The following is a 23219-nucleotide window of genomic DNA, read 5'->3' on the forward strand; positions in this document are numbered from 1 at the left end:
ACGGCGATCTGTTCTCAACGAGGAAACCAGTGCGATGAGTGAGGATTCGGCCTATTTCGTGGGCGGCGAAGACGCCGCGATGCAGGCGGCGTACGTCGCCGCGCGCGGTACCTTCAAGTTCTTCTGGCGCGAGATGTCCTGGGAATACCGGCGCATCGTGCCGGGACTGGACATGGCGGCGGTGAAGCTGGCGTTCGCGACCGATGCCGCCGGCCACGACGCGCCGCCGGTCGAACACATGTGGGTCGGCGACGTGCAGTTCGACGGGGACACCGTCTCCGGCACGCTGCTCAACGATCCGGACCACATCGCTGCGTTGCAGGCCGGCGCCGCGGTCGCCGCGCCGGTCGCGGAGCTGGAGGACTGGATGTACGTCATCGATGGCAAGGTCTATGGCGGCTATACCATCGACGCGATGCGTCGCGGCATGTCGGCGGCCGAGCGCGCCGAGCACGACGCCGCCTGGGGCCTGGAATTCGGCACGCCTGGGCAGGTGCGGCTGGTGCCGGCGCCCAAGCGCGGGCTGTTCGCCGGCATGCTCGGCCGCAACGACGGCGACGGGGACGATGCCGCAGCGCTGTCGCTGCGCGAGCACCCGATGAGCGAGAACATGGGTCCGCGCATCGACGAAGACCTGCGCGGCCGTCCCGATGCGGTGCACGTGCTCGACGAGCAGGGCTGGACGCTGCTGCAGCGCGACGCGCTGGCCGGCAACTATCAGCCGGTGGCGATGCTGTTGCAGCACGGCGCGGACCCGTCGCTGCGCAACCCGCTGGGACGCACGGCGCTGGACCTGGCGCAGCAGATGCAGTGGCCGCGGATCATGCAACTGCTGCAACAGGTGGCCTGACGTGAGGCGCTCGGTGGAGTCCTCGGCGACACGCGCGCGGGCATCGGACTTCTGCCAGCGCTTCGGCCTGCGCGCGCCGATCCTGCTGGCGCCGATGGCCGGCGCCTGCCCGGTGCCGCTGTCGGTGGCGGTCGCGCAGGCCGGCGGCATGGGCGCGATGGGCGCGGTGCTGTCGGCGGCCGCGGACATCGGCGACTGGATGGACGCGTTCCGTCAGGGCAGTCCCGGGCCGGCGCAGGTCAACCTGTGGGTGCCCGATCCGCCGCCGCTGCGCGATGCCGCGGGCGAGGCCGCCACGCGCGATTTTCTGGCGCAGTGGGGGCCGCCGGTCGACGCCGCCGCCGGCGACGCCGGTCCGGCCGATTTCGCCGCGCAATGCGCCGCCGTGCTCGCCGCGCGCCCGGCGGTGGCCTCGTCGATCATGGGCCTGTTCCCGCCGGCCTTCGTCGCGCAGTTGCAGCAGGTCGGCATCGCCTGGTTCGCCTGCGCCACCACCCTGGACGAGGCGCTGGCGGCGCAGGCGGCCGGCGCCGATGCGGTGGTCGCGCAGGGCGCGGAGGCCGGCGGCCACCGCGGCGCGTTCGATGCCTCCCGTGCCGAGCGGCAGCTGACCGGCCTGTTCGCGCTGCTGCCGCGGCTGGCCGACCGGCTCGAGGTGCCGGTGATCGCCGCCGGCGGCATCGCCGATGGCCGCGGCATCGCCGCCGCGTTGACCCTGGGCGCCAGCGCGGTGCAGATCGGCACCGCGTTCCTGCGCACGCCGGAGGCCGCGCTCGCGCCGGCCTGGGCCGACGCGCTGGCGCGCACCGAGCCGGAGCAGACTGTGTTGACCCGCGCCTTCTCCGGCCGCCTCGGTCGCGGGCTGGCCACCGACTACGTGCGCGCCGCGGCCGCACCGACCGCGCCGCCACCGCGCCCGTACCCGGTACAGCGCGGGCTGACCGCGCCGATGCGTCAGGCCGCCGTGCGCGAAGACCGGCTGGCGGCGATGCAGGCCTGGGCCGGGCAGTCGGCGTGGATGGCGCCGGCGCAGCCGGCGGCGGCATTGGTCGGGGCGTGGTGGGATCAGGCGCAGGCGCTGCTGTGAGCGCGCAGCTGTTCTGCGACGGCCGGCCGGCGAGCGCCGCCACGCTGGCCGTGCCGGCGCTGGTCAACTACGGCCACTTCAGCACGATGCAGGTCCGCGCCGGCGCGGTGCGCGGGTTCGACCTGCATCTGCAGCGGCTCGACGCCGCCACGCGCACGCTGTTCGGCAGCGAACTGCCGGCAGAGCGCGTGCGTGCCGAGCTACGCGCGGCGCTGGCCGCGTTCGGCAGCGGCGATGCCTCGTTGCGGGCCAGCGTGTTCGCGCGCGATTTCGATGTCCGTCGCGCCGATGCGGCGTGTACGCCGGAGCTGCTGGTATCGCTGGCCGCGCCCGCGCTGCCGGACGCCGTGCCGCTGCGGGTGCGCAGCGTGGCGTTCGCGCGCGAGCTGCCGCAGATCAAGCACGCCGGCAGCTTCGCCCTGTTCCATCAGCGACGGCTGGCCTTGCAGGCCGGCTTCGACGATGCGCTGTTCGTCGACGCGCAGGGCCTGGTCGCCGAGGGCTCGATCTGGAACCTGGGCGCATGGGACGGGCAGGGCGTGGTGTGGCCGCAGGCGCCGGCCTTGCGCGGCACCCAGGAGCGGCTGCTGCAGGCCGGCCTGGCCGCGCTCGGCGTCGCGCAACGGCTGCGGCCGCTGCACCTGCAGGAATTGCTGGCCGGGGACTACGCCGTATTCGCCTGCAATTCGCGCGGCCAGCAGGCCCTGGCCGCCATCGACGGGCAGGCGCTGCGGCCGGCCGCCGAGTTGTTGCGGATGCTGAACGAAGCCGCCGAGACGCAGCCCTGGCAAGCGATCTGATGGGACAAGGGACGACTTGGCAGCGTTCCGGACGCCCGCTATAATCGCCGGCTTACCGCGCCATCCTGGCGACTGGGCAACACCGGAAACTCAACCATGGTCAAGATTCGCCTTACCCGTGGCGGCGCCAAGAAGCGCCCCTTCTACCACATCATCGTCACCGACGTGCGCAGCGCGCGCGACGGCCGCAACATCGAGCGCCTGGGCTACTACAACCCGGTCGCGCAGGGTGCCGAGCCGCGCATCGTGCTCGACCTGCCGCGCGTGGACCATTGGGTCTCCAACGGCGCGCAGCTGACCGACAAGGTGCGCAACCTGTACCGCGAAGCGACCAAGGCCCAGGCCACCGCGGCCTGATCCTGCGGGCCGCGCCTCCGGCGCGGCCCTTCGGTTTTCTGCACCTATGAAAGACAGCCAGCGCCGTATCCTGCTGGGCAGGATCCTGGGCGCCTTCGGCGTACGTGGCGAGGCCAAGCTCGAGTCGTGGACCGAGCCGCGCCTCGCCATTTTTCGCTATCAGCCCTGGATCGTGCGCAAGCCCGACGGCAGCGAAAGCAGCCTCAGCGGCGTGCGCGGCCGCGAATCCAGCAAGCATCTCGTCGTCACCTTGCCCGACGTCACCGATCGCGATGCGGTCGAGGCGCTGCGCGGCACCGAGATCTACGTGGCGCGCGACACCCTGCCGCCGCCCAAGCCCGACGAATACTACTGGGTGGACCTGGAAGGCCTGGACGTGCGCACTGTCGACGGCGTGGCCCTGGGGCAGGTCTCGCACCTGTTCTCCAACGGCGCCAACGACGTGCTGGTGGTGCGCGGCGACCGCGAGCGGCTGCTGCCGTTCGTGCAGCCGGACTACGTCAAGTCGGTGGATTTCGACGCCAACCTGATCGTGGTCGACTGGGACCCGGAATTCTGAGGGTGCCGGGGGCTTGCGCCGGCCCGACCGCCGCCTAGGCTCTCCGAGTCCCGAGTCCCGAGTCCCGATCCAACCATGCGCATCGACGTCATCAGCCTGTTCCCCGAATTCGTCGCCCAGTGCGCCGCGTTCGGCGTGGTCGGCCGTGCGCAGGAGCGCGCGCTGCTGGCCCTGCACGGCTGGAACCCGCGCGATTACGCCACGGGCGGCTACCGCAAGGTGGACGACCGCCCGTTCGGCGGCGGCCCGGGCATGGTGATGATGATCGAGCCGCTGCAGGCCTGCCTGCAGGCGGTGCGCGACGCCGATCCGCAGCCGGCGCCGGTGATCTACCTGAGCCCGCAGGGCGTGCCGCTGACCCAGGCCAAGGCCCGTCAGCTGGCGGCGCTGCCGCGGCTGGTGCTGCTGTGCGGGCGCTACGAGGGCGTGGACGAGCGCTTCGTCGCCGCCGCGGTGGACGAGGAGATCTCGATCGGCGACTACGTGCTGTCCGGCGGCGAGCTGGCCGCGGCGGTGCTGGTCGATGCGGTCACCCGGCTGCAGGAGGGCGCGCTGAACGACGCCGAGTCCGCCGCCCAGGACAGCTTCGAAGGCCCGGACGGCCTGCTCGACTGCCCGCACTACACCCATCCGCGCGAGCACGCGCTGGGCGAGGTGCCGGCCATCCTGCGCTCCGGCAACCACGCCGCGATCGCGCGCTGGCGGCGCATGCAGGCGCTGGGCCGGACCTGGCTGCGGCGCCCGGAGCTGCTGGACGAGGCGGCGCTGAGCACGGCCGACCGCCGCCTGCTGGAGGAGTTCCGCCAGGGCCTGCAGGCCGATCCGGCGCCCGTGCAGGAAAATCCGTCCAAGCCCTAGCCACGGCGGCACGACTGGGTTAAAATGCCCGGCTTTCCGGCCTAGCCATCTGCGCTCGGCCCATCCGTATATCGCGCAATCGCCGTGCGGCGACTGCCGGACCACCTCACCAGACACAAGCGGTGCCCACCATGAGCAAGCTCAACAAGACCATCCTGGCCGACTTCGAAGCCGCCCAGATCCAGCGCAAGCTGCCGGAGTTCAACCAGGGCGACACCATCGTCGTCAACGTCAAGGTGAAGGAAGGCAACCGCGAGCGCGTCCAGGCCTACGAAGGCGTGGTGATCGGCACCAAGAACGCCGGCCTGAACTCCTCGTTCACCGTGCGCAAGATCTCCCACGGCTTCGGCGTGGAGCGCGTGTTCCAGAGCCACAGCGCCATCATCGACTCGGTCGAAGTGAAGCGCCGCGGCAAGGTCCGCGCCGGCAAGCTGTACTACCTGCGTGGCCTGGAAGGCAAGGCCGCCCGCATCAAGGAAGATCTGGCCGCCGCTGCGCAGGCCAAGGTCGCGCGCCAGGCCGCTGCGGCCGCCGCCAAGGCCGAGTAACACTCCGGCGACTTCGGTCGCTGCCGCAACGGCCGCCTTCGGGCGGCCGTTTGCGTTTGTGGGACCGGATGCGGTGATTTCGCGGTGGCTGCGGCGCGCTCGATGTGCCGTGCTTGCGCTGGACATTATGTGTGCTGGAGGTTCCGGTCGGGGCTGAAGCCCCTCCTACAGTGCCCCCAGCCAGCTCGCCGCAAGTCCCTGTAGGAGCGGTTTCAACCGCGACCGAGCGAAGCCGCGGACCCATCCGCGCGGCTAGAGCGTCGAGCTCCAGCGCCGACCGCATTCTTCGATGCCGCTTCGGTCGAGGCGAGCGAGAGCGCTTTCCCGGAGTTGCCGCAGGCTGTATGTGGGAGCGACTTCAGTCGCGACGTGCTTTACCGAGAAGGCCTGCCGCGACTGAAGATGCATCCACAGGCGATGTCGCCTGGACCGAAACGCGACTGCCAGCGCTCAGCGCGCCGGATCCTGCGCGATCGGCACATCGGCGACCGCCGCCGGCGGCGCCGCGGGCACTTCCGCGGGGTGGGCCATTTCCTCCGGGCGCGGCTGGCTCAGCATCTGCGCCTTGCGCCAGTTGCCCCAGCGGTAATAGGCCAGCGACAACGCCATCGCGCAGATCGAACTGGTCGGGAAGCTCCACCACACCGCATCGGCGCCGAATTGCGGTTGCAGCAGCTGCGCGAACGGCACGCGGATGCCCCACAGCGCCAGCGCCAGGATCAGCAGCGGCGGGAGCACCGCGCCGGTGGCGCGGACCACGCCGGAGATCACGAAGGTCACGCCGAAGAACAGGAACGACCACACCGCGATGTGGTTGAGGTGGCGCGCGATCTCCAGCGCGGGGCTGAGCGGCGGCAGGAACAGCGCCAGGGTCCAGCGGTCGAGCAGGATCAGCGGCGCGATCAGCGCGCCGGTCAGCAGGAAGTTGAACAGCACGCCCTGGCGCGCGGTCGCCGCGACCCGGTCCCAGCGCTGCGCGCCGACGTTCTGCGCGGCCATCGACGAACAGGCCGCGCCGATCGCCATCGCCGGCATCTGCACGTAGGTCCACAGCTGCATCGCCGCGCCGTAGGCGGCCGCGGTATCGGTGCCGTAGCCGTTGACCATCGAGATCATCACGATCATCGCCAGCGAGATCAGCACCATCTGCAGGCCCATCGGCACGCCCTTGACCACCAGCGCGCGCAGGATGGTCGGGTCGATGCGGAACAGCCGCGCGTCCTGCCGGCCCAGCCACAGCACATGGCGCTTGTGCCGCAGGTACAGCAGCAGGCCGGCCAGGGCGATGGCCTGGGCGATCAGCGTGGCCCAGGCGGCGCCGGCGATGCCCAGCTTCGGAAACGGCCCCAATCCGAACAGCAGCAGCGGATTGAAGCCGATGTCCAGCACCACCGCCAGCAGCAGGAAGCGGAACGGCGTGCGCGAGTCGCCGGCGCCGCGCAGCGCCGCCGACAGGAACGCGAACGCGTACAGCAGCGGCATCGCCAGGAAGATCACCCGCAGGTAGGCCTCGGCCAGCGGCAACGAGGCGGCAGGCGTGCCCATCGCCGCCAGCAGGTGCCGCGCCAGCCACCAGCCGCTGGCCGCGATCAGCACCGAGATGCCGATGAAGAAGGTCGCGCTGGTGCCCAGCACCCGCCGCGCCTGGACCACGTCGCCGCGGCCCATCGCCTGGCCGATCAGGATGGTGGCGGCCATGCCGATGCCGAACACCGAGCCGATCAGGAAGAACATGATGCTGTTGGCGTTGGCCGCCGCGGTCGCCGCCGCCTCGCCGAGGTAGCGCCCGACCCAGATCGCATTGACCGAGCCATTGAGCGACTGCGCGATGTTGCCGGCCAGGATCGGCAGCGCGAACAGCAGCAACTGCCGGCCGATCGGGCCTTCGGTGAGCGCGGCGGACTTGGGCATCGCATGCCTGCAGGGGGCGGGAAGCCGCGCACACTAGCACTTGCGCACGAGGCTGGGGGAGGCGACGCGTGGCAGATGTGGCGCGGCCGCGAAGATCTTAGACTGGTAGGCGTGGATGCAGATCCCTGGACTGGTGGTGGATGTGCAGGCTGGGCGCAGGTGCCGTCGACACCGACCGCGTCTCGGAGGCTTGCAATGCGACCCCCGCGCCGCAATCTGCAGTGAATCGGATGCAGCGCGTTGGCATTGGCATTGGCCGGTGCGCCGACAACGCGCGTTGGGACGAAGCCGACCTGCGGCCGGGCGAACGCCTGGATTGCCTGGTCGGCGAGGATGCCAGCGCACTCGCGTCGCGCGCCGACGGCCTGGCGGCCAGCCAGCGCCGCAGCACTGCCATCCGCCGCCGTCGCTGCAGTGATCCGGCGAGCGACCCGACGAACGACAGATACAGATGGATGCCCGTAAGCACGATGAATGAACCGCTAGCGCAACCGAGTGTGGTCAGGCTGGACGTCTGGCTGTGGGCCGCACGCTTCTTCAAGACCCGCAGCCTGGCCAAGCAGGCGGTGGAAACCGGCAAGGTCGACGTGGCTGGGCAGCGCCCGAAATCCTCGCGCGCGGTGCGCGTGGGCGAGCAGTTGCGCGTGGAGCGCGGCGAAGAGGTGTTCGAGATCCAGGTGCTGGCGCTCAGCGACAACCGCGGCCCGGCCAGCGTCGCGCAGACGCTGTATCAGGAAAGCGAGGCCTCGCGCGAACGGCGCGCGCAACAGCGCGCGCAACGCAGCGCCGAACGCAACGGCTACCAGGCCCCCGACGGCAAACCGGACAAGCGCGCGCGGCGCCTGATCCGCGCCCTGGGCGATCTGGACGCGCTGTAGGCGCACGCAGCGCCACCCTGCAGTCGGGACTGAAGTCCCTCCCACAAAAAGCCGCGCAGCTCCGTCGTGCAGGAGCGCCTCGGTAGAAGCGACTTCAGTCGCGACGAGCGAAGCGATGGGCTTCCGATCAGCATGCAGTCGGGACTGCAGTTCCTCCCACAACAAGCCAGGTGCTCTTCGCTCGCCGGTTGCGCCATGGAAGTGACTTCGGGCGCGGAAAGCGAGGCGGTGGAGTAATGGCTTTGGGCAGAGTCGGGGCTGAAGCCCCTCCTGCAGTGCATCCAGTCGGTGCATCGCAAATCCCCTGTGGGAGCGACTTCAGTCGCGACGACGAAGCAGTGAGACTGTCGGCGTTGGAACGTGTCGGAACTGAAGTCCTTCTTACCATGCACCCAGCCAGCACGCGCAAGACCCTGTAGGAGCGGCTTCAGCCGCGACGAACGAAGCGGTGAACCGATCGGGATCGGAGAGTGTCGGGACAGGTGGTTTGAGGCCATCCCGAATCACTTCCACAATCCAGCTTCGCATCAGTCTTACCGTCGGGATATCCCTGCCACGACGCTCACGCAAAAACGCCCCGGCAAGCCAGGGCGTTTTTCGCGTGTCACAAAGCGCAGAAGCAGTCTCTGCCGACCTGCCCCAGATCATCTGGGCAGGCTCGACCGATCAGCAGTCTGCCCAATGCACTGGGCAGGCCATCGACCTCACGCCGCCAGATCGAAGCGGTCCAGCTCCATCACCTTGCTCCACGCGGCGACGAAGTCCTGCACGAACTTCTGCTGCGCGTCTGCGCCCGCATACACCTCGGCCAGCGCACGCAAGATCGCGTTGGAGCCGAACACCAGGTCGGCGCGGGTGGCGGTCCACAGCAGCGCGCCGGTGGCGCGGTCGCGGCCTTCGAATACGTCGCGGGCCGGGGACGTGGCCGTCCATGCCGTGCGCATGTCCAGCAGATGGACGAAGAAGTCGTTGCTCAACGTGTCCCGGCGTTGGGTGAACACGCCATGCGCCGATTGCCCGACGTTGGCTCCGAGCACGCGCAGCCCGCCGACCAGCACGGTCATCTCCGGCGCGGTCAGGGTCAGCAACTGCGCCTTGTCGATCAGCAGCGCCTCGGCCGGCACCGCGTAGCGGCGCTTGCGGTAGTTGCGGAAGCCGTCGGCCACCGGTTCCAGCACCGCGAACGCGTCGACGTCGGTCTGTTCCTGCGCCGCGTCCATGCGTCCGGGCGCGAACGGCACGCTCAGCGTCTGCCCGGCGTTCTTCGCCGCCTGCTCGACCGCGGCGGCGCCGCCCAGCACGATCAGGTCGGCCAGCGAGATCTTCTTGCCGCCGGTCTGGGCGCGGTTGAACTGCGCCTGGATGTCCTCCAGCGTGGCCAGCACCTGCGCCAGCTGCTCGGGCTGGTTCGCTTCCCAGTCCTTCTGCGGCGCCAGGCGGATGCGCGCGCCGTTGGCGCCGCCGCGCTTGTCCGAGCCGCGGAAGGTGGAGGCCGACGCCCACGCGGTCGACACCAACTGCGCGACGCTCAAACCGGAGTCGAGAATGCGTTGCTTGAGCGCGGCGATGTCCTGCGCATCGACCAGCGGATGGTCCAGCGCGGGAATCGGGTCCTGCCAGAGCAGCACTTCGGCCGGCACGTCCGGGCCGAGGTAGCGCGCGCGCGGGCCCATGTCGCGGTGGGTCAGCTTGAACCAGGCGCGGGCGAAGGCGTCGGCGAACTGCTCCGGGTGCTCCAGGAAACGGCGCGAGATCGCGGCGTAGGCCGGATCGAAGCGCAGCGCCAGGTCGGTGGTGAGCATGGTCGGCAGGTGCGTCTTCGACGGATCGTGCGCGTCCGGGATCAGCGCCTGCGCGTTCTTCGCCACCCACTGGTGCGCGCCGGCCGGGCTCTTGCTCAGCTCCCACTCGAACTTGAACAGGTGCTCGAAGAAATCGTGGCCCCACTGCGCCGGCGTGGTGGTCCAGGTGACCTCCAGGCCGCTGGTGATGGTGTCGCCGCCCTTGCCGCTGCCGAAGCTGTTGTGCCAGCCCAGGCCCTGCGCTTCCAGGTCGCTGCCCTCCGGCTCGGCGCCGACGTGGTCGGCCGGGCCGGCGCCATGGGTCTTGCCGAAGGTATGGCCGCCGGCGATCAGCGCGACCGTCTCCTCGTCGTTCATCGCCATGCGCGCGAAGGTGTCGCGGATGTCCTTGGCGGCGAGCAGCGGATCGGGATTGCCGTCCGGGCCTTCCGGATTGACGTAGATCAGCCCCATCTGCACCGCGGCCAGCGGGTTTTCCAGGTTGCGCGTGTGCACGTCGCCATCGGCGTCGTCGTCGGACACCAGCACGCCGCCGGCCTTCTCCACGCCTTCGGAGCCGTGCGCATAGCGCACGTCGCCGCCCAGCCAGGTGGTCTCGCGGCCCCAGTACACGTCCTGGTCCGGCTCCCAGGTGTCTTCGCGGCCGCCGGCGAAACCGAAGGTCTTGAAGCCCATCGATTCCAGCGCGACGTTGCCGGTGAGGATCAGCAGGTCGGCCCAGGAGATGGCCTGCCCGTACTTCTGCTTGATCGGCCACAGCAGGCGCCGCGCCTTGTCCAGGCTCACGTTGTCCGGCCAGCTGTTGAGCGGGGCGAAGCGTTGCTGGCCGCGACCGCCGCCGCCACGGCCGTCGCCGGTGCGGTAGGTGCCGGCGCTATGCCAGGCCATGCGCACGAACAGCGGGCCGTAGTGGCCGAAGTCGGCCGGCCACCAGTCCTGCGACTCGGTCATCAGCGCATGCAGGTCCTGCTTCAGCGCCTGCAGGTCGAGACCGTTGAAGGCCTTGGCGTAATCGAACGCCTCGCCCAGCGGGTTGGATTTGGACGAATGCTGGCTGAGCAGGTCCACGCGCAATTGCTGCGGCCACCAATCCTTGTTGGTGGTGCCGCTGCTGGCGGCGCTGTGGAACGGGCATTTGGCTTCGGTGTTCATCGGTCTGGACCTTCGTACGTGCGCAAGGGGCACACCCGGTGGGGCGGGCGGTGCCGGGATGGAGATGGATGTGGAAAGCGGTTTGCGGCTGTGGGTGTCGGCGCAGGCAGGACAGGCAAGCGTCGCGCTGGGGTGTGGCCCGGTCTGGGGTTCAGTAGGTGCAGACTATCGACCGCCGCTTTCTTTATAAAATTGATTGATTGAACCGATCCGATAGCGTGTGGCAATCGGAAGCCCGGCGTCGTGCCGAGCGTGCGGCATGCCGCGCACGCTGTCTGGGAAGGGCGTGCGCAGCTACGACCGCGCGGTTCAGGCGTTGGGCATCACATCGAAATCGCCGCCCAGCACGCGCTCCAGCCGGCCGCTGCGCCAACCGCGCACGCTGTCGCGCACCAGCGGTGCCGGGGCGATGCGATAGCGTCGGCACACGCGCAGTTCCTCGTCGACGGCCGGTGCCCGCCGGGCCTGTCCGGGCAGGTCAGGCACGACCCGAACCTGCGCCGTGAGCCGGCGCAGCGCCGGTTCGTCGGCATCCTGTTCCTGCACGTGCAGGCCGGTTTCCGGCAGCAGCAGGTCCAGCGCGCCGAAGCCGGCGATCGCTAGCCAGGCCCGGCCCTGTTCGGGATCCTGCAGCAGTACTTCCACCCGCATGTTGCGTTGCGTGGCCCAGGCCAGATACATCTGCAGCAGTTGCTGCCACCAGCGCCGCGCGTCGGCGGGATGGCGGTGCAATTCGCTGGCGCCGATGCGCAGGTCCAACAGCGCGTCCTGCGCGCGTTGTTCCTGCAGCGCATCGCTGGCCAGTTGCAGCAGCCACAGCAGTTGCGCCAGGCGCGCGACGAACTCGCCGTCGCGCTGCGCGCCGTGCAGTCGCGCGCGCATGCGCACGGCGCTGTCCAGCGCGCTCTCGATGCGGTCGCGGCGTTCGATCCGGTCCAGCACCTGGAAGCGGCCGGGCTGCGACCAGAAGTCGGCTTCGCCCATGCCGGCGAAGTCCGCCTCCCGCGCCAGCCGCCACGCGCTCGCGGCATGCGTCTGGTGCAGGAGGTGCAGGGCCGCATCCAGGCGCGGCAGCACCGCGTCGCTGGCGCTGGACGCATAGACGATGTCGCGCAGGTCCGCCGGCGCTGCCGGATCGGCGTCGGCGCCCGGTGCGAGTGCCGGCACGGGTGCGTCGGGGGCGATGAAACGCACGTCCAGGCGATCGCCGGCGCCGCGCACGAACAGGAACTGGTCGCCTTCCGGCGCGCGCTGTTCGACGATGCTGCGCGCCAGCGGCGCGAGCAGATGCTGTTCGATCGCGCGGCGCAGCGGGCGCGCGCCCAGGTCCGGGGTGAAGCCGCGGTCGAGCAGGAATTCGATCGCCGACGGTTCCCATTCCACCGCCCAGGCGCGGTTGCGCAGGCCGCGCCGGGTCAGCGTGCGGTCCAGTTCCTTGTGCAGGATCTCGCGCATCAGCGCGCGGTCCAGCGGGTTGAACAGCACCACGCGGTCGAGGCGGTTGATGAACTCGCGGCGGAAGGTTTCGTATACCGCTTTCTCCACCGCGCTGCGCGAATAGCCGCCGGCGACGGTGGCGAAGCCGGGACCCGCGCCGCGGGCGAGGGTAGCGCCGACGTTGCTGGTCAGGATGATGATGCTGTGGCGGAAGTCGGCGGTGTTGCCGTTGCGGTCGCTCAGCCGCGCGTCGTCGAACACCTGCAGGAACAGGTCCCAGACCTTGGGGTGGGCCTTCTCGAACTCGTCCAGCAGCACCACCGAGAACGGCTGTTCGCGGATCCGCGCGATCAGCGTGCGCTGACCGGCGCTGTCGTCGCCGGTGAGCCGCGCCAGCGCGTCCTCGCCCTGGAATTCGCTCATGTCCAGGCGCAGCAGGCGCTCGGGGGTGCCGAACAGCAGCTCGCCCAGCGCCTTGGCCAGTTCGGTCTTGCCGGTGCCGGTGGGGCCGGCGAACAGGAACACGCCGATCGGGCGATGGCTGTCGATCAGCCCGGCCTTGAGCATGGCAATGCGGTCGACCAGGGTCTCCACCGCCTCGTCCTGGCCGAGCACGCGCTGGCGGAAGAAGCGGCGCAGCGCGTCCAGTTCCAGCCGCTGGCGATCGTCGATCACCTCCAGCGGCAGGCCGCTGCGCTTGGCCACGGCCTGCAGCAAGGCATCGTCGTCGAGCGGCAGGCGCGGCGCCTCGCCGCCTGTGGCGGCCTGCAGGGTCTCGTCCAGCAGCTGCAGCAGCCGCCCCGGCTCGTGTTGCTCGGGGAAATACTGCGCGGCCATGCGTTCGGCCTCGGCCAGCGCGCGCGCATCGATCACTTCCGCCTGCAGCGCCTGCCGCTGCGCCTGCGCCCACTGTTGGCCGATCTGCGCCAGCGCGGCGGGCGCGGCCGGCGCCAGCGTGACCACTTCGAAGCGCGAGCGCGTCGCCGGCCGCGCCACCTGCAACTGCGCCAGTTGCCGCGGTGTGATCTCGCCGATCAGGCGCAGTTCGCCGCGCTCCAGCGCCGGCAGCACCAGGTCGAGAATGCCGCGCGGGTCGCGCGAGTGCGAACCCTTGTGCAGCAGGTCGTAGAAATCCGGCGCGCGCCACAGCGCGCGTTCGCGATGCAGCACTGCCAGCATCTCGCGGATACGTCCTTCCAGTTCGCCGATGTAGCTCTGCCCGGCGAGGATCTCGGCCGCCGACGCCTCGAACACGCGCCAGCCCTCAGCCAGCAGGCGTTCGCTGAGCAGATCGATCAGCACGCTCTTGCCGACGCCGTGTTCGCCGACCAGCAGCACCGGTTGCGGCGGCGTGGCCACCAGCTGTTCGTAGGCGCGCTGCAGCGCTGCGTCCAGCGCGGGATGGCGCAGGCGCAGGCGCGGCGGCAGCGTGGCGACGACCCGGCCGAAACCGCCCAGCACGCGCTGCTCGCGGTGCGCGCGGCGCGCGTCCTGCAAGCGTTGCAGGAACGGCTCCAGCACCGGTTCCTTGAACTGGCCCAGGGTGTCGGCCAGCTTGGCCAGCGCATCGTCGTCCAGTCCATCGAACTCCACCGCGCGGTCCGCCGGCGCCTTGCCCGCGGCCCAGTGCAGGTAGTCGCGCAGGCGCTGCCGGAACGGCACGAAGCCCCACCACCAGTCGCGCGCCTGGCGCAGCAGGACATGCAGATGGTCCGCGTCCGGCAGCGCCTGCAGGTAGTCGAGCACGAAGTTGAGCGGATACGAGCCCAGATGCGGCAGCAGTTCCAGCACCGCGTCCGGATCGCTGCGGCGGCGGCGTGGCAGGGCCACCGCGGCCATCGACGGCAGCGCGTAGCCCGGGCTGCCGAGCGCTTCGATCACCGCCTGGTCGGAGAACTCCAGGCTTGCCAGCAGCGTCACCCCTTGTTGGAACTGCGGGATCCGCAGCAGGTCGGCCGGACTCTGGATCTGATCGTCCAGCGCTTCCACCTGCTGGCGCAGCCGTTGCACGTGCTGGGCCGGCGTTTCCCCGGCCGGCGGCTCCGGCGCGGCCTGCTGCGGCTCCGGTTCGGTGTCGGATGCGGAGTGCGGCGTGCGCGGAGCGGCCGCTCCGGGGTGTCTGAAGACGTGCAGCAGCAAGGCGCCGACGACGACGCCGATCACGAACAGATAGATCTCCACGCGAGGCTCCTTCAGTGCCTGCCGATGCGGTTGGATCGGATGCCGTCGCCGCGTCTGGCACCGGCACGGGTGCGGAAGGCGGCGCACGCGAGCGCCGCGTCCGGCCGCGTCCATGGTGGTGCCGTGGTGCCCTGGCGTATCGACATGCGTTCCTCTGCTTCCTTGTCCCTGGGGCGCGTCCGCACGCGCGGCTATCCAATCGCGTCACCGGTCTGTGCAGGCGGCGGCTGCACGAGTATAGGCGCGCGTGTTTCGGGCGGGCTACAGCCACGCGCGAGCCGATCGACCACGCCAGCCGTCTGCGCGCCGGCGTGTCGTCGGACCGGTTCGATGGCTGGCGGCGCGTTCGTCGGATGCGTCGCAAGGCGCGCGCGCAGGATCCCGCTCCGCACGCGGCAAAGATCACTATCCTGTTGCGATGACCATCCGCGCGACCCGCCTGCTGCATCTGCTCGACGCCCTGCGCGGCCGCCGCCGGCCGGTGGCCGGTGCCCAACTCGCTGCCGCGCTGGGCGTCAGCCTGCGCACGCTGTACCGCGACATCGCGACCCTGCGCGCGCAAGGTGCCGACATCCTCGGCGACCCTGGCGTCGGCTATGTGCTGCGTCCGGGCTTCCTGCTGCCGGCGCTGAATTTCAGCGAGGACGAACTGGAGGCGCTGACCCTGGGCGCGCGCTGGGTGGCGCGCCAGGCCGATCCGGAACTGGCGCAGGCGGCGCAGCGCGCGGTGGCGCGGATCACCTCCACGCTGCCCGGCAACCTGCGCTTGTCGATCGAGACCAGCGGGCTGCTGGTGCCCGCGTCCGACGCCACGCAACCGCTGGCGCCGTGGTTGCCGGTGCTGCGCCGTGGCATCCGGCTCGAACACGTGTTGCGGATGGACTACGCCGATGCGGGCGGGGCGGCCTCGCAACGGCTGATCTGGCCGTTCGCGATGGCCTTCCTCGGCGGCTACGGCATGATTGCCGCGTGGTGCGAACTGCGCCGCGACTTCCGCCATTTCCGCGCCGACCGGGTGCTGGCCCTGGCCGACGATGGTGAGCGCTATCCCTCGCGGCGGCACTTGCTGATCAAGCGCTGGCGCGCGGCCACCGGCTACGGCGCGGACTACTGACAGTACCTGTCAGCAGGGCAGGGCCAGACTGCAGGCTGTCCACCACGGAAGTCCGCCCATGTCCACCAAGCTCGTGTTCTACACCCACCCCCTGTCGCGCGGCCGCGTCGCCCGCTGGATGCTGGAGGAAACCGGCCTGCCTTACGAGGACGTCATCCTCGACTACGGCACCACGATGAAGGCGCCGGAGTACCTGGCGATCAACCCGATGGGCAAGGTCCCGGCGCTGCGCCACGGCGACGCCGTGGTCACCGAGAACGCGGCGATCTGCGCCTACCTGGCCGACCTGGTGCCGGAGCGGCAACTGGCGCCGCCGCCGGGCTCGCCGGCACGCGCCGACTACTACCGCTGGCTGGCGTTCCTGGCCGGCCCGGTCGAGTCGCTGCTGACCGCCAAGCAGGCCGGGGCGCTGGCGCCGGCACGCAGTGCCGGTTACGGCAGCGAGGCCGACCTGCTGCGCACGCTGGAGCAGGCGGTCGAGGGGCGCGAATACCTGGCCGGCGACCGCTTCAGCGCGGCCGACCTGTACGTGGCGTCGGTGCTGGGGTATTACCTGCGCTTCGGCATGCTCGACGCGCGTCCGGCGTTCACCGCCTTCGCGCAGCGGCATGGCGCGCGACCGGCGGCATTGCGTGCCGCGGCGATCGACGATGCATTGGTCGCGGCGCATCCCAATCCGGATATGCCGGCAAGTGTGGCGCCGGCGGTCGCATAGCGGCTGTTCCTTCTCCCATCGGGAGAAGGTGCCCCGAAGGGGCGGATGAGGGTACGGGCGAAGCCTGATGCACTCAAACTCTGCGAGTCGCTTCGCGCCGTACCCTCACCCCAACCCCTCTCCCGGTGGGAGAGGGGCTGATGCTTGCACGCCGGGCTACAGCAGCGACTTGAGCCGGTACAGCGCTTCCAGCGCCTGCTTGGGCGTCAGCTCGTCCGGGTCCAGCGCCGCCAGCGCTTCCTGCGCGGCCGAGGGCGTGGCCGCGAACAGGCCGAACTGCTGCGGCGCGTCCAGCGCCTGCGGCGCCATCTGCGAAGCGTGGCTCTCGCCGCCGCGCTGCTCCAGTTCCGCCAGCCGCCGCCGCGCCTGTGCGACGGTAGACTTCGGCAAGCCGGCCAGCGCCGCCACCTGCAGGCCGAAACTGCGGTTGGCCGGGCCGTCCTTGACCGCATGCATGAACACCAGTTTGTCGCCGTGCTCGACCGCGTCCAGATGCACGTTGGCGATGCCGCTGGCGCCGCCTTCGACCGATTCGTCGGCCAGCGCGGTCAGCTCGAAATAGTGCGTGGCGAACAGGGTGTAGCAGCGGTTGTGATGCGCCAGGTGGCGCGCCACCGCATCGGCCAGGGCCAGGCCGTCGTAGGTCGAGGTGCCGCGGCCGATCTCGTCCATCAGCACCAGCGACTGCGCGCTGGCGTGATGCAGGATGTAGCTGGTCTCGGCCATCTCGACCATGAAGGTGGACTGGCCGCGCGCCAGGTCGTCGCCGGCGCCGATGCGGGTCAGGATGCGGTCGATCGGGCCGATCACCGCACGCGTGGCCGGCACGTAGCTGCCGATGTGCGCCAGCAGCACGATCAACGCGTTCTGGCGCATGTAGGTGGACTTGCCGCCCATGTTCGGGCCGGTGATCACCAGCATGCGCCGGTCCGGATGCAGGTCCAGGTCGTTGGGCTCGAACGGCTGCTCGCGCACCGCTTCCACCACCGGGTGGCGGCCGCGTTCGATGCGCAGGCACGGCGCGGTCTCCAGTTCCGGCTGCGCCCAGTCCAGCGCCTGCGCGCGTTCGGCGAAGCCGGCCAGCACGTCAAGTTCGCTGAGCGCGGCGGCGGCGCGCTTGAGCGGTTCCAGGCGATCGCCCAAGGTGTCCAGCAAGGCTTCGTACAACAGTTTCTCGCGCGACAGCGAGCGCTCGCGCGCCGACAGCACCTTGTCCTCGAAGTTCTTCAGTTCCTCGGTGATGTAGCGCTCGGCGTTGGTCAGCGTCTGCCGCCGTGTGTAGTGCACCGGCGCTTTTTCCGCCTGGCCCTTGCTGATCTCGATGTAGTAGCCGTGCACGCGGTTGTAGCCGACCTTCAGCGTGGCGATGCCGCTGCTGGCGCGCTCGCGCGCTTCCAGGTCGATCAGGAACTGGTCGGCATGGGTGCTGAGCCGGCGCAGTTCGTCCAGTTCGGCGTCGTAGTCGGCGGCGATGACGCCGCCGTCGCTGAGCTTGAGTGGCGGCTGCTCGGCGATCGCCGAGGCCAGCAGGTGCGCGATCTCGTCGTGCTGGCCCAATTCCGCGGCCAGCGCCGCCAGCCGCGGTGAATCCAGCGGCGCCAGGATCGTGCGCACCGTGGGCAGCAGGCCCAGACCGTCGCGCAGCGTGGAGAAATCGCGCGGGCGCGCCGAGCGCAGCGCCACGCGGGTGAGGATGCGTTCGATGTCGCCGAGCGCGCGGAACGCGTCGCGCAGGTCGGCATCGGCGCCGCGGTCGATCAGCGTGCCGACCGCGTGGTGACGCTGTACCAGCACCTCGCGCAGGCGCAGCGGGCGGTGCAGCCAGCGCCGCAGCAGGCGCCCGCCCATCGGCGTGACCGTGCTGTCGAGCACGCCGAGCAAGGTGTTGCGGGTGTCGCCGTCCACCCGCGTGTCCAGCTCCAGATGGCGGCGCGTGGCGGCGTTCATCGCGATCGCCTCGCTGGCGGTCTCCATCGCGATCGCGGTCAGGTGCGGCAGGCGTTGCTTCTGCGTTTCCTCCACGTAGCCGAGCAGCGCGCCGGCGGCGGCGGTGGCGCGCGGCTTGTCGTCGATGCCGAAGCCGCTGAGGTCGTGCAGCTGGAAGAAGTTGAGCAGCTGGCGGCGGCCGCTGTCGGCGTCGAACAGCCACGGCGCGCGGCGGCGCACGCCGCGCCGCTCGCGCAGGAATTCCGGCCACTGGTCCTCGTCGGGCACCAGCAGCTCGGCCGGTTCCAGCCGCGCCAGTTCCGCTTCCAGCGCGTCCTCGCTGTCGACCTCGTTGACCAGGAAGCGGCCGCCGGCCAGATCGGCCCAGGCCAGGCCGTAGCCGTGCTTGTTGCGCGCGATCGCCATCAGCAAGGTGTCGCGGCGCTCGTCGAGCAGCGCCTCGTCGGTCACCGTGCCCGGGGTGACCACGCGCACCACCTTGCGCTCGACCAGGCCCTTGGCCAGCGCCGGATCGCCGATCTGCTCGCAGATCGCCACCGACTCGCCCAGCGCCACCAGCCGCGCCAGATAGCCTTCGTACGCATGCACCGGCACCCCGGCCATCGGGATCGGCGCGCCGCCGGAACTGCCGCGCTGGGTCAGGGTGATGTCCAGCAACCGCGCGGCCTTGCGCGCGTCGTCGTAGAACAGCTCATAGAAGTCGCCCATGCGAAAGAACAGCAGCAGGTCCGGGTACTCGGACTTGGCGGCGAAGAACTGCTTCATCAGCGGGGTGTGTTCCGCTGCGCTTCCAGGCGCTTGGGTTTTCTCTCGATTTTGCATCTGATTCAATGGTTTGAAGAATTTCGGGATGGCTGGCTGTGGGCAAGTATGGACGTGTGCAGCCAGCAAAGGACAGGGTGGCGTAGCTTCAGCCTGGCTCCGTGGCCCGACGCGTCACCTGCCGATCCACTGTGGAACTCCGTGTGTCGTCACGTTTCCATGGACAGTTGCAGGGAGCCAATCGGGAGGCAAGGAATGTCCGGTCGGTGTGCAGCACGTGCAACGCCGAGTCCATGCAAGTGCGGTCGAGTCGTCTGGGCGTCAGCTGTAAGTGTCCGTGGAAACCGGGATCGGCGACAGCGCGCGGTCAATCCCCAGGCATGCGGCGAAGGATCGTCACACGGATTGATCTTCTCTCCATTGCACGACCGTCCGTGGCTTCGGGAGGCGGACTCTTCCGCCGTTGGAAAAGCTAAGATCCGGGCTTGTGTAGAGTCGGAGGCGCCAATGATCGATCGTCGTACCTTTCTTGCCACGGGTGTCGTGGCCGTCGCCGCAGGTTTCAGCGCATCCGCCGCCCAGATTGCGGCTGCGCCGCGTCCCAAGGGGCCGGCACCATGGGGCGCCGTGCCCAGCGCGCGACAGCTGCGGTGGCACCGGTGGGAGCAATACGCCTTCGTGCATTTTGCGATGAACACCTTTACCGACAAGGAATGGGGCTACGGCGACGAGGATCCGCGCAAGTTCGATCCCAGCGATTTCTCCGCCGATCAGATCGTCGCCGCCGCCAAGGCCGGCAACCTGAAAGGGCTGATTTTTACCGCCAAACACCACGACGGGTTCTGCCTCTGGCCGACCCGCCTGACCGAGCATTGCATTCGCAATTCGCCCTACAAGAACGGCAAGGGCGACATCGTCGGCGAAATGGCGGCGGCGTGCCGGCGCGCCGGCCTGGCCTTCGGCATCTACCTCTCGCCCTGGGATCGCAACCACGCCGAGTATGGCCGGCCCGGATATCTCGACTATTTCCGCAAGCAGATCGTCGAACTGTGCACGGGCTATGGCGACCTGTTCGAGTTCTGGTTCGACGGCGCCAATGGCGGCGACGGCTACTACGGTGGGGCGCGCGAAACGCGCAAGCTCGATGCGCCCGCCTACTACGACTGGCCGCGGATGATCGAGCTGGTCCACCAGCACCAGCCGATGGCCTGCACCTTCGATCCGCTCGGCGCCGATATCCGTTGGGTCGGCAACGAGGACGGCGTCGCCGGCGATCCGTGCTGGCCGACCATGCCCAATGCCCCTTACACACAAGAAAACGGCAATGCCGGCGTGCGCGGAGCGCCACTGTGGTGGCCGGCCGAAACCAACACCTCGATCCGCCCGGGCTGGTTCTACCATGCCGACGAAGACGGCAAGGTGCGCAGCCCGGAGAATCTGGTGCGCTATTTCGACACCTCCGTCGCGCGCGGCACCAACATGAATCTCAATCTTCCGCCCGACCGACGCGGCCGCATCGCCGACCACGACGTCGCGGTGCTGCAGAGCTTCGGCGACGCGATTCGCGCCAGCTTCGCCATCGATCTGGCCAAGGGCGCCAAGGCCAGCGCCAGCGATTCGCGCGGCAAAGGGTTCGAGCCGGCGCGCGTGCTCGACCGCCAGGCGGACAGCTACTGGTCTACGCCGGATGGCGTCACTACGCCGACGCTGACGCTGGAACTATCGGCGGTTCGCAGCTTCGACTTGATCCGGCTGCGCGAATACCTGCCGCTGGGCGTGCGCGTCACCCGCTTCGCGGTCGAAGCCGAGATCGATGGGCAATGGCAGCGGTTGGCCGAGGCGCAATGCATCGGCGCACAGCGGATCCTGCGGCTCGATCGCCCGGTCGCCACGCGCCGCGTGCGCCTGGTCGTGCTCGAGGCGCCGGTCTGCCCGGCGATCAGCGAATTCGCGCTGTTCCGCGCGGTTGCGCCGGTTCCGGTCGCGCGGCCGCTGGCGACCGCGCCGGACGTGCTGTCCGCCGCGGGTTGGCGGATTGTCGAGGCCAGCGCGCCTGGGGCGGAGAAGCTGCTCGACGACGATGCCGGCACGGTCTGGGTCGTGCCCGCGCCCAAGCCCGGCCATCCCGTGCAGGTGACCATCGACCTCGGCGCGCTGCGCCAAGTCGCCGGCTTCAGCCTCACTCCATCGCGCGCGGTGATGAATGGCGCGGCGCCGCCGAAAGGCTATCGCGCCGAAAGCAGCGAAGACGGTCGGCACTGGCAGCCGGCCGGCGCCGGCGAGCTGGCCAATATCGCCTACGCGCTCTCGACCCAGCGTCTGAATTTCCCCGACGTCCGCCAGATCCGCTACCTGCGGCTGTCGTTCGCCGAAACGGCGGTGCCCGCCGAGCGGCTGGCGATCGCCGGTATCGGCGCGTTCTCGCGCTTGCGATGATCGCTTGCGCTCCCCACCGCCATGCGCGGTGGGGGCGCGCATCGCTGAGGCGACGCCCTGGTTCATGACGCGAAGGCCGTGTCACGGGACGGCGATGCGGGGCAGTGCAGTGCGACAGCGCCGCGATGCAATCGCGATGTCATCTTGTCGCGGGAAGATCGAACGTTTCCGAGTGCGGTGCGGTCGATCAGCGTGAGCAGCGTCAGGATCTGGGAGAAGAGCTACGAACTGCGGCGTCGTCTGCTGCGTGGCTTCTTCCTTCGCCGTGGCTCGCACGCCGAGGATGCCGAGGACCTGGCGCAAGAGGTCTACCTGCGCCTGCTGCGCACGACCGGCGAGAACGCCGAGGCGGTCGCCAATCCCGAGGCGTACCTGTACACCGTGGCGGCCAACCTGGCCCGCGAGCATGCGCGCTCGCGCGCTTCGCTGCCGCCGCTGGAGGATGTCGAGCTGCTGGCCGAAGTGCTGAAGAGCGAAGAGGACGTGGAAGGCACGTTCGAAAGCAGGCAGCGCTGGAGCGATATCCGCGGCGCCATCGCGCGGCTGCCGCCGACCACGCGGCGGATGATGGAACTGCACTATCGCGACGGCCTGGAATGTCCGCAGATCGGTGCGCAGTTGGACGTGTCCGTGCACATGGTGCGCAAGCACATCGGCAAGGGCCTGGACGCCTGCCGCAAGGCGCTGGGCGCCGGGGAGGACGCGTGAACCGGCAGGAGCCGACATCCATGGACGGGACCGTGGCCGAGCAGGCGGCCCGCTGGTTCCTGCTCAACCGCGAGGCGGCGCTGAGCGAACCCCAGCGCCTGGCGTTCCTGGACTGGATGCAGCGTTCGCCCGAGCACGTGCGCGAATACCTGCGTGCCTTGCACCTGCATCGCCAGGTGGGCGCGGCCATGGGAATGGCGCGGCAGGAGGCGGTGGCTCCCGACCGGGCAGTGCACGGCAGCCTGGCCAAGGTGGTGCCGTTGTTCGCCAGCGCGCCGCGCACGCCGGCGCCGCGCATGCGCCGCGCACGCCGTGGCTGGATGCTGGCGGCCGCAGCGGCCTGCATCGCGCTGGGGCTTGGCTTCGGATTGCTGCACCTGCAGCCGCAGGCGCCGCTGCTGACGGCCGGACACGGGCAATTGCGCGACCTCAGGCTCGCCGACGGCACCCAGCTGCGTCTCAACGCGGACAGCGTCGTGCGTGTGCGCATGGGCTGGCTGTCGCGGCGGGTTGAGCTGCTGCAGGGCGAAGCCACCTTCGACATCGCCGCGGATCGGCGGCCCTTCCTGGTGCAGGTCGACGGCCTGCAGATCCGCGACATCGGCACCGTGTTCGATGTGTCGCGGCGCTTGCAGGGCACCCGCATCGGGGTGATGTCCGGTGAAGTGGAGGTCTGGCGCAGCGGCACGGATGCGCGGCGCCTGGCGCAGCTGGACGCCGGCCGGGTGGTGCTGGTCGATCATGGCAGCGGCGCGGTGCAGCGGCTCGACATGCCGGCCTCGATGCTGCTGGACTGGCAGCAGCGCAAGGTCTCCTTCCTCGACGAACGCCTGGACGAAGTCGCCGCGGCATTCAATCGCCACAACACGGTGCAGGTGGTGGTCGAGGACGCGGCGGCCGCATCGGTGCGCCTGTCCGGCAGCCTGGACACGCACCGGGTCGCGGCGCTGCAGGCCTTCCTGCAGCGCGATGCGCGTTTCGCGGTGCACCGCGACGGCGACACGGTGCGGGTCTCCAGTCGCTGAGCGCGAGGCGCGTGCGCTGTCAAAAAAAATTCATCGAATCCGCGTTCTCCACTTCCGCGTTTTCCCGCTCTTTCTTAGGAGAAGCCGCCGTC

General features: G+C 70.0%; 17 protein-coding genes. 13 read left to right on the plus strand and 4 right to left on the minus strand.

What is annotated here, in order from left to right; genetic code table 11:
* Positions 1 to 34 precede the first annotated feature (34 nt).
* From J2Y70_RS01760 to rplS, 7 genes are all read left to right on the plus strand, one after another.
* Positions 35 to 850 (plus strand): DUF2314 domain-containing protein, encoded by an 816-nt coding sequence (locus tag J2Y70_RS01760; protein ID WP_309912625.1) that lies wholly within the window; start codon positions 35 to 37, stop codon positions 848 to 850.
* Positions 851 to 863: 13 nt separating this feature from the next.
* Positions 864 to 1937 carry a nitronate monooxygenase gene (locus J2Y70_RS01765; protein WP_309913234.1) on the plus strand — a complete coding sequence of 358 codons (1074 nt, stop codon included), beginning with the start codon at positions 864 to 866 and terminating at the stop codon, positions 1935 to 1937.
* Positions 1934 to 2737 carry an aminotransferase class IV family protein gene (locus tag J2Y70_RS01770; RefSeq protein ID WP_309912627.1) on the plus strand — a complete coding sequence of 268 codons (804 nt, stop codon included), beginning with the start codon at positions 1934 to 1936 and terminating at the stop codon, positions 2735 to 2737. The genes J2Y70_RS01765 and J2Y70_RS01770 overlap by 4 nt, the downstream gene beginning before the upstream one ends.
* Positions 2738 to 2833: 96 nt before the next feature.
* Positions 2834 to 3094 (plus strand): 30S ribosomal protein S16, encoded by a 261-nt coding sequence (rpsP, locus tag J2Y70_RS01775; protein ID WP_039005630.1) that lies wholly within the window; start codon positions 2834 to 2836, stop codon positions 3092 to 3094.
* A gap of 46 nt (positions 3095 to 3140) precedes the next feature.
* Positions 3141 to 3653 (plus strand): ribosome maturation factor RimM, encoded by a 513-nt coding sequence (gene rimM, locus J2Y70_RS01780; RefSeq protein ID WP_185813458.1) that lies wholly within the window; start codon positions 3141 to 3143, stop codon positions 3651 to 3653.
* 75 nt (positions 3654 to 3728) lie between these two features.
* Entirely contained in the window at positions 3729 to 4511 is a 783-nt protein-coding gene (gene trmD / locus J2Y70_RS01785) for a tRNA (guanosine(37)-N1)-methyltransferase TrmD (RefSeq protein ID WP_309912631.1), read from the plus strand.
* A 131-nt stretch (positions 4512 to 4642) separates the two neighbouring features.
* The gene (gene rplS, locus J2Y70_RS01790) at positions 4643 to 5059 is read left to right on the plus strand and encodes a 50S ribosomal protein L19 (RefSeq protein WP_003470862.1); all 417 of its coding nucleotides are present in this window, start codon (positions 4643 to 4645) and stop codon (positions 5057 to 5059) included.
* 450 nt (positions 5060 to 5509) lie between these two features.
* Here the strand turns inward: rplS and J2Y70_RS01795 are convergent, their stop codons facing one another.
* Positions 5510 to 6970 (minus strand): MATE family efflux transporter, encoded by a 1461-nt coding sequence (locus tag J2Y70_RS01795; RefSeq protein WP_309912633.1) that lies wholly within the window; start codon positions 6968 to 6970, stop codon positions 5510 to 5512.
* Between the two features lie 470 nt (positions 6971 to 7440).
* Here J2Y70_RS01795 and J2Y70_RS01800 point away from each other — a divergent pair, with 470 nt between their 5' ends.
* Positions 7441 to 7848, plus strand: a complete 408-nt coding sequence (locus J2Y70_RS01800) for an RNA-binding S4 domain-containing protein (RefSeq protein ID WP_309912635.1) — start codon at positions 7441 to 7443, stop codon at positions 7846 to 7848.
* Positions 7849 to 8552: 704 nt separating this feature from the next.
* Here the strand turns inward: J2Y70_RS01800 and katG are convergent.
* Positions 8553 to 10802, minus strand: coding sequence for a catalase/peroxidase HPI (gene katG, locus J2Y70_RS01805; RefSeq protein WP_309912637.1), 2250 nt, complete (start codon positions 10800 to 10802; stop codon positions 8553 to 8555).
* Positions 10803 to 11111: 309 nt separating this feature from the next.
* Positions 11112 to 14420 (minus strand): AAA family ATPase, encoded by a 3309-nt coding sequence (locus J2Y70_RS01810; protein WP_309912639.1) that lies wholly within the window; start codon positions 14418 to 14420, stop codon positions 11112 to 11114.
* Positions 14421 to 14838: 418 nt separating this feature from the next.
* Between J2Y70_RS01810 and J2Y70_RS01815 the strand changes: the two genes are divergently transcribed.
* Positions 14839 to 15534, plus strand: coding sequence for a YafY family protein (locus J2Y70_RS01815; protein WP_263397690.1), 696 nt, complete (start codon positions 14839 to 14841; stop codon positions 15532 to 15534).
* Between the two features lie 58 nt (positions 15535 to 15592).
* Positions 15593 to 16249: a glutathione S-transferase family protein gene (locus tag J2Y70_RS01820; RefSeq protein ID WP_309912642.1), complete on the plus strand. Its 657-nt coding sequence runs from the start codon at positions 15593 to 15595 to the stop codon at positions 16247 to 16249.
* Between the two features lie 156 nt (positions 16250 to 16405).
* Here J2Y70_RS01820 and mutS read toward each other — a convergent pair whose 3' ends face one another.
* A complete protein-coding gene (gene mutS / locus J2Y70_RS01825) occupies positions 16406 to 19018 on the minus strand; it encodes a DNA mismatch repair protein MutS (RefSeq protein WP_309912644.1) in 2613 nt (870 codons plus the stop codon).
* 447 nt (positions 19019 to 19465) lie between these two features.
* Between mutS and J2Y70_RS01830 the strand changes: the two genes are divergently transcribed.
* From J2Y70_RS01830 to J2Y70_RS01840, 3 genes are all read left to right on the plus strand, one after another.
* The gene (locus J2Y70_RS01830; protein WP_309912646.1) at positions 19466 to 21394 is read left to right on the plus strand and encodes an alpha-L-fucosidase; all 1929 of its coding nucleotides are present in this window, start codon (positions 19466 to 19468) and stop codon (positions 21392 to 21394) included.
* Between the two features lie 192 nt (positions 21395 to 21586).
* Positions 21587 to 22102, plus strand: a complete 516-nt coding sequence (locus tag J2Y70_RS01835) for a sigma-70 family RNA polymerase sigma factor (protein ID WP_309912648.1) — start codon at positions 21587 to 21589, stop codon at positions 22100 to 22102.
* A 20-nt stretch (positions 22103 to 22122) separates the two neighbouring features.
* Positions 22123 to 23127, plus strand: a complete 1005-nt coding sequence (locus tag J2Y70_RS01840; protein ID WP_309912650.1) for a FecR domain-containing protein — start codon at positions 22123 to 22125, stop codon at positions 23125 to 23127.
* Positions 23128 to 23219: the final 92 nt, after the last annotated feature.

The organism is Xanthomonas sp. 1678, assembly GCF_031455575.1.
GTDB lineage: Bacteria > Pseudomonadota > Gammaproteobacteria > Xanthomonadales > Xanthomonadaceae > Xanthomonas_A.

Excerpts from the sequence above, each read along its gene's own strand:
- J2Y70_RS01795 (WP_309912633.1), bottom strand. The coding sequence starts at position 6,970 with ATGCCCAAGTCCGCCGCGCTCACCGAAGGCCCGATCGGCCGGCAGTTG.
- mutS (WP_309912644.1), bottom strand. The coding sequence starts at position 19,018 with ATGCAAAATCGAGAGAAAACCCAAGCGCCTGGAAGCGCAGCGGAACAC.
- rpsP (WP_039005630.1), top strand. The coding sequence starts at position 2,834 with ATGGTCAAGATTCGCCTTACCCGTGGCGGCGCCAAGAAGCGCCCCTTC.
- J2Y70_RS01820 (WP_309912642.1), top strand. The coding sequence starts at position 15,593 with ATGTCCACCAAGCTCGTGTTCTACACCCACCCCCTGTCGCGCGGCCGC.
- J2Y70_RS01815 (WP_263397690.1), top strand. The coding sequence starts at position 14,839 with ATGACCATCCGCGCGACCCGCCTGCTGCATCTGCTCGACGCCCTGCGC.
- trmD (WP_309912631.1), top strand. The coding sequence starts at position 3,729 with ATGCGCATCGACGTCATCAGCCTGTTCCCCGAATTCGTCGCCCAGTGC.
- katG (WP_309912637.1), bottom strand. The coding sequence starts at position 10,802 with ATGAACACCGAAGCCAAATGCCCGTTCCACAGCGCCGCCAGCAGCGGC.
- rimM (WP_185813458.1), top strand. The coding sequence starts at position 3,141 with ATGAAAGACAGCCAGCGCCGTATCCTGCTGGGCAGGATCCTGGGCGCC.
- J2Y70_RS01760 (WP_309912625.1), top strand. The coding sequence starts at position 35 with ATGAGTGAGGATTCGGCCTATTTCGTGGGCGGCGAAGACGCCGCGATG.
- J2Y70_RS01800 (WP_309912635.1), top strand. The coding sequence starts at position 7,441 with ATGAATGAACCGCTAGCGCAACCGAGTGTGGTCAGGCTGGACGTCTGG.
- J2Y70_RS01830 (WP_309912646.1), top strand. The coding sequence starts at position 19,466 with ATGATCGATCGTCGTACCTTTCTTGCCACGGGTGTCGTGGCCGTCGCC.
- rplS (WP_003470862.1), top strand. The coding sequence starts at position 4,643 with ATGAGCAAGCTCAACAAGACCATCCTGGCCGACTTCGAAGCCGCCCAG.
- J2Y70_RS01840 (WP_309912650.1), top strand. The coding sequence starts at position 22,123 with ATGGACGGGACCGTGGCCGAGCAGGCGGCCCGCTGGTTCCTGCTCAAC.